Here is a 5118-nt window from a genome sequence, read left to right as displayed (position 1 = left end):
CCACGGGGACGTTGACCGACGGCGCGACGATCCCGCTGTCGCGCTCCGGCCGCGCCACCGAGATCGAGGAGGTGCTCGGCGCGCTGTCGATGCTGCTCAACGGCGGGGGCGTCGCACAGATCAAGACCATCGCCACCGAGCTGAACAAGGCCCTGGACGGCAACGAGCCGCAGATCCGGACGCTGCTCGGCGATCTCGACCAGCTCGTGGGCGCGCTCGACGAACGCAAGTCCGAGATCACCCGCGCGCTCGACGGCCTCAACCGGCTCGGCGCCACCCTCAACGACCGGCGCGGCCAGATCGCCACCGCGCTGGAGGACCTGGGTCCGGGTCTGGCGGAGCTGGAGGCGCAGCGCGGGCAGCTCGTCGACATGCTGCAGGCACTCGACCGGCTCTCCGGCGTGGCCACCGACGTGGTCAACCGCAGTCGCGACGACGTTCTCGCCGATCTGGACCTGCTGCGCCCGACGCTGCGCAAGCTGGCCGAGTCCGGTCAGGACCTGCCCGACTCGCTGGAGATCCTGCCCACCTTCCCGTTCACCGACGGCACGATCGAGGGGTTCGCGGGCGACTACCTCAACCTCTACGTCAAGGCCGACCTGGATCTGAAGACGGTGCTGGAGAACATGCTGCGGTCCAACCAACCGCCCGTGCTCGGTCCGGACGGCCCGCTGTCCGGGCTGCCGCCGACCGCGCAGCTGCTCGTCCCGCTGCTCGGCGCGCCGGGTTCGCCGGCGCCGGACTTCCCGCTGCTCGGTCAGGGACCCGCGCTGCCGGGGGCGGGTGCGCCCGGCGACCCGCCGGCGACCTCGACCACGCCCGAGGCCGAATCGGGCGGGCTGCTCGGCGGGCTCCTCGGAGGTGGCCGGTGATCACCAGGAGGATTCGGCTGCAGCTCCTCGCGTTCCTGCTCGTCGCGGTCGTCGGGACCGGCTACGTCGGCTTCCGCTACGGCGGGCTGGACCGGATCTTCGGGGCGACGACCTACCCGGTGCACGTGCAGCTGCCCGACTCCGGGGGCATCTTCACCGGCGCCGACGTCACCTACCGCGGCGTGAGCGTGGGCCGCGTCGGTCCGCTGACCCTGACCGCCCAGGGCGTCGACGTGCAGCTCGACATCGACAGGGGCGCGCCGGAGATCCCCGCCGATGTCGACGCCCAGATCCGCAACCTGTCCGCGATCGGCGAGCAGTACGTCGATCTGCAGCCGGCCACCGACGGCGGGCCGGTGCTGGAGTCCGGGTCGGTGATCCCGGCCGGGCGCGCTTCGGCGCCGGTACCGGTCGAGGAGCTCGTGGTGAGCCTGGACGACTTCGTCCGCTCGGTGCCGCTGGACTCGCTGCGCACCGTCGTCGACCAGCTCGGCGTCGCGTTCGCCGACACGGCACTTCCGCTGCAGAAGCTGCTCGACACCAGCAACGCATTCACCGCCGCCGCCGTGGAGGCGCTCCCGCCCACGCTGACGCTGCTCCGCGACGGCCGCACCGTGCTCGACACCCAGCGCGACGTATCGGAGGAGTTCCGGTCGTTCAGCCGCGACCTCGCGCTGCTGGCCGACCAGCTCAAGACCTCCGACCCGGACCTGCGCCGGCTCATCGCCACCGGTCCGCAGGTCTCCGACCAGCTCACCGAGCTGCTGCGGGAGAGCGGACCGGGGCTGTCGTGGCTGGTTGCCGACCTGCTGACGGTGTCGCGGATCGCCGAGCCGCGCCAGGACGGGCTGCGCCAGGTCCTCGTCACCTTCCCGGGCATCACGTCGAACGGCTTCACCGCCGTTCCCGGCGACGGCACAGGCCACCTCGGGCTCGTGCTCAACGTGTTCGACCCGTTCCCCTGCGCCCAGGGGTACGAGGGCACGACACACCGCGACGGTAGAGACACCGCAGACACCCCGGTGAACGAGGAGGCGTACTGCGCAGAACCCCCCGGCACCCCGAAGTTGGTACGGGGAGCGCAGAATGTGCCCGCGGCGGAGACCCCGATGCCGCCCGCGGACGCGCAAGTCGGAGACCCGGCCCTGCCTGCCGGGTCGGTGTCGCCCGACTCTGCCACCCCGATGAGCTCGCCGGCGCAGATCCTGCTCGACCCGCTGCCCTGACGAACTGGCCCTGCTCCCCGACGGCTGGAGTCCCGATGACCGTCCTCGATCCATCGCGACCGCCCGTGCCCGGATCCCGTGCGGGCCTGCGACCGACGCCGACGCGGATCACGGCCGCACTGCTCGCGATCGCGGCGGTGGCCGCGCTCGTGTTCGGCACGCTGTGGGTGCTCGCGCTGACCGACGACTCGCTCGACCTCGCGAGCACCCGCGACGTCGTCCTCGTCGACGCGCGGCAGGCCGCGATCAACCTCAACACACTCGACTACCGCAACGTCGACTCCGGCCTCGACCTGTGGGAGCAATCGTCCACCGGCTCGGTGCTCGACGAGTTCCGCACCAACCGCGCGGAGTACGCGACGTTCGTGAGCGAGTCCAAGCGGGCCACCGAGGCGGAGGTGACCGACGCCGCGGTCGCCGAGCTCGACGCCAGGGCCGGCAGCGCACGGGTTCTGGTCGGGGTGGACGTCACGGTCCGGCCCGAGGGCCAGGACCCGATCCTGACCCGGCAGCGGCTGCAGCTGGAGATGACCCGCACCGACGACGGCTGGAAAGTCAGCAAGCTGGCCCCCGTCCGCGCGCCCGGCGCCGGCAGCTGACGCGACCCGTCGACCCGTCGACCCGTCACCAGGAGGTGACCGCAATGCCCCCGTACCGCCGTTCCAGCCGCACCGACGTCCCCGCCCGTCCACGGCGCACCCGCCGGGTCGCCGGTCTCGAGCCCGGCCCGAACCGTCGTGCGGAGACCGGCCGGCCCGCGGAGCCGGAGGCCGAGCAGGCCCCGGCCTCCGTCACGGCCGACACCGACGGCGCCGCTCGCACGCCGGTTCGCGAGGCCCGTCGCTCTGCCACGCGGTCCGGGCGGCTTCCGGCCGGACCTGCCGCCGAGCCACGTCCGGACAGTGCGGGTGACGGGCAGGCGGGCGACGGGCAGGCGGAGTCCGGCGCTGAGGACGGCGACACCACCGTGCCCGGCACGCCCGACTCCGGCGCGGAGGCCGGCGACACCGCGGGGTGGCGCAGTCGTCGCGTCGTGCTGATGGCGGTCGCGGCCGTCCTGCTGCTGGCCGTCGCCGTCGTGGCGGCAGTGGCGAACGCGCAACTGCGCGGCGCCCCCGCCGCGCAGAACACCGCGCTGGTCGACGTCGGCGCGACCGCCCAGGTCTCCGGCCAGCTCGGCGACGCCCTGGAGAGGGTCTACTCCTACGACTTCGCCCGGCTGGACCAGAACGAGGCCGACGCCCGCGCGGTGATCACCGAGGAGTTCGGTGCCCAGTTCGACAGGCTCTTCGGACAGGTCCGCGAGCTCGCCCCGCAGCAGCAGGCGGTGGTGACGGCGACCGTGACCATGTCGGCTGTGCAGCGGATCGAGGGCGACCGGGCCACGGTGTTCGTGTTCATGGACCAGCAGGCCACCCGCGCCGCCGACGCCCGGCAGCTTGCCGCTGCCGGCCGGCTGACCGTGACCGGCCGGCTCGTCGACGGGCAATGGAAGATCGCGGACGTCCAGAGCCGCTGAGCCGCCGGGCGGCCGGGAGGGTCGATTTCTCCGCCTGCCCGCGGCTGGCGTACGCTGGTTGACAGTTCCACCGAAGACCGCAGGTCTGCGGCCCCGTGGTGAGCGATCACCCGGGGGCGTACGAAGGTCCCGCGACAGCGGGCGGCCCGCGCAGGAGGACGAGGTCAGCCGGGCGCTCGCGCCCGCCACGCCCCGTGCGCCCTGCGCCGGGGCGTCCGTCTTTTCCGGGGTCGGAAGCGGTGGTCCGCACTGACACCCCGAGAGGAGGCAAGGGATGGCGAGACCTGACAAGGTCGAAGCGGTCCAGGAGATCGCCGACCGTTTCCGGGGCTCGACCGCCTCGGTGGTCACCGAGTACCGCGGCCTCACCACGGCACAGCTGACCTCGCTGCGCCGGTCGCTCGGCTCCACCGCCACGTACCGCGTTGCCAAGAACACCTTGGTCAAGCGGGCGGCTGACGACGCCGGCGTGGACGGTCTGGACTCGATGCTCACCGGCCCGACGGCGATCGCGTTCGTCGAGGGCGAGCCGGTCGACGCGGCCAAGGCCCTGCGTGACTTCGCCAAGGACAACAAGGGCCTGGTCATCAAGGGTGGCTTCATGGACGGTCGCGTGCTGACCGTCGACGAGGTCAACCGGCTGGCCGACCTGGAGTCCCGCGAGGTCCTGCTGGCCAAGCTGGCCGGCGCGATGAAGGCCAACCTGAGCAAGGCCGCCGCCCTGTTCGCGGCGCCCGCCTCGCAGGTGGCCCGCCTCGCCCAGGCCCTGGTCGAGAAGCGCGAGGCCGAGGGGGGCGCCGCCGCCACGGCCGAGCCCGCCGAGGCCGCCGAGGAGGCTCCCGCGACCGCGGACGCCGCCTCGGGCAGCGACAGCTGACGCCCCACCCGGCACTGCACCACCGCGGCGTCCGAATCCGGACCCGCATCACCCCGTCTTAAGGAAGAGAGAGGCCAACAATGGCGAAGCTGTCGACCGACGAGCTGCTCGACGCGTTCAAGGACCTGACGCTGATCGAGCTGTCGGAGTTCGTGAAGAAGTTCGAGGAGACCTTCGACGTCACCGCGGCCGCCCCGGTCGCCGTCGCGGCCGCCCCGGCCGCCGGTGGCGCCGCTGCCGAGGCGCCCGAGGAGAAGGACGAGTTCAACGTCGTCCTCGACTCCGCCGGTGACAAGAAGATCCAGGTCATCAAGGTGGTCCGTGAGCTCGTCTCCGGCCTGGGCCTCAAGGAGGCCAAGGACCTGGTCGAGTCGGCCCCGAAGCCGATCCTGGAGGGCGTGGCCAAGGACGCCGCCGAGGCCGCCAAGGCGAAGCTCGAGGAGGCCGGCGCCAAGGTCAGCCTGAGCTGAACCGGCGCCCGTCACGGGCATCGAACACACGAAGGGCGGCACCCCTCAGGGGTGCCGCCCTTCGTCGTCTCCACCCACCCCACCCGCTGCGCCACGCCGTCCCGCGTCACAGCAAGGTGGCCTTGCTCCGATCCAGCCGCAGTGAGGCCACCCC

At 72.7% G+C, this 5118-nt stretch carries 6 protein-coding genes; all 6 read left to right on the top strand.

Annotation, left to right across the window (positions count from 1 at the left end):
• A partial coding sequence (locus HF519_RS29220; protein ID WP_169416198.1) for an MCE family protein occupies nt 1-872 on the top strand: 872 nt, incomplete at its 5' end.
• Nucleotides 869-2098 (top strand): MCE family protein, encoded by a 1230-nt coding sequence (locus HF519_RS29215; RefSeq protein ID WP_169416197.1) that lies wholly within the window; start codon nt 869-871, stop codon nt 2096-2098. The genes HF519_RS29220 and HF519_RS29215, both read left to right, overlap by 4 nt.
• A 65-nt stretch (nt 2099-2163) precedes the next feature.
• Nucleotides 2164-2697, top strand: a complete 534-nt coding sequence (locus HF519_RS29210; RefSeq protein ID WP_169416196.1) for an Rv1363c family protein — start codon at nt 2164-2166, stop codon at nt 2695-2697.
• 44 nt (nt 2698-2741) lie between these two features.
• The gene (locus HF519_RS29205; protein ID WP_169416195.1) at nt 2742-3617 is read left to right on the top strand and encodes a hypothetical protein; all 876 of its coding nucleotides are present in this window, start codon (nt 2742-2744) and stop codon (nt 3615-3617) included.
• Between the two features lie 274 nt (nt 3618-3891).
• Nucleotides 3892-4494 carry a 50S ribosomal protein L10 gene (gene rplJ / locus HF519_RS29200; protein WP_169416194.1) on the top strand — a complete coding sequence of 201 codons (603 nt, stop codon included), beginning with the start codon at nt 3892-3894 and terminating at the stop codon, nt 4492-4494.
• An 80-nt stretch (nt 4495-4574) separates the two neighbouring features.
• Nucleotides 4575-4964 (top strand): 50S ribosomal protein L7/L12, encoded by a 390-nt coding sequence (gene rplL / locus HF519_RS29195; RefSeq protein WP_169416193.1) that lies wholly within the window; start codon nt 4575-4577, stop codon nt 4962-4964.
• Nucleotides 4965-5118 lie beyond the last annotated feature (154 nt).

This window comes from Pseudonocardia bannensis (assembly GCF_012911875.1).
Classification (GTDB): domain Bacteria; phylum Actinomycetota; class Actinomycetes; order Mycobacteriales; family Pseudonocardiaceae; genus Pseudonocardia; species Pseudonocardia bannensis.
This window is presented reverse-complemented; position numbering and strand designations above follow the sequence as displayed.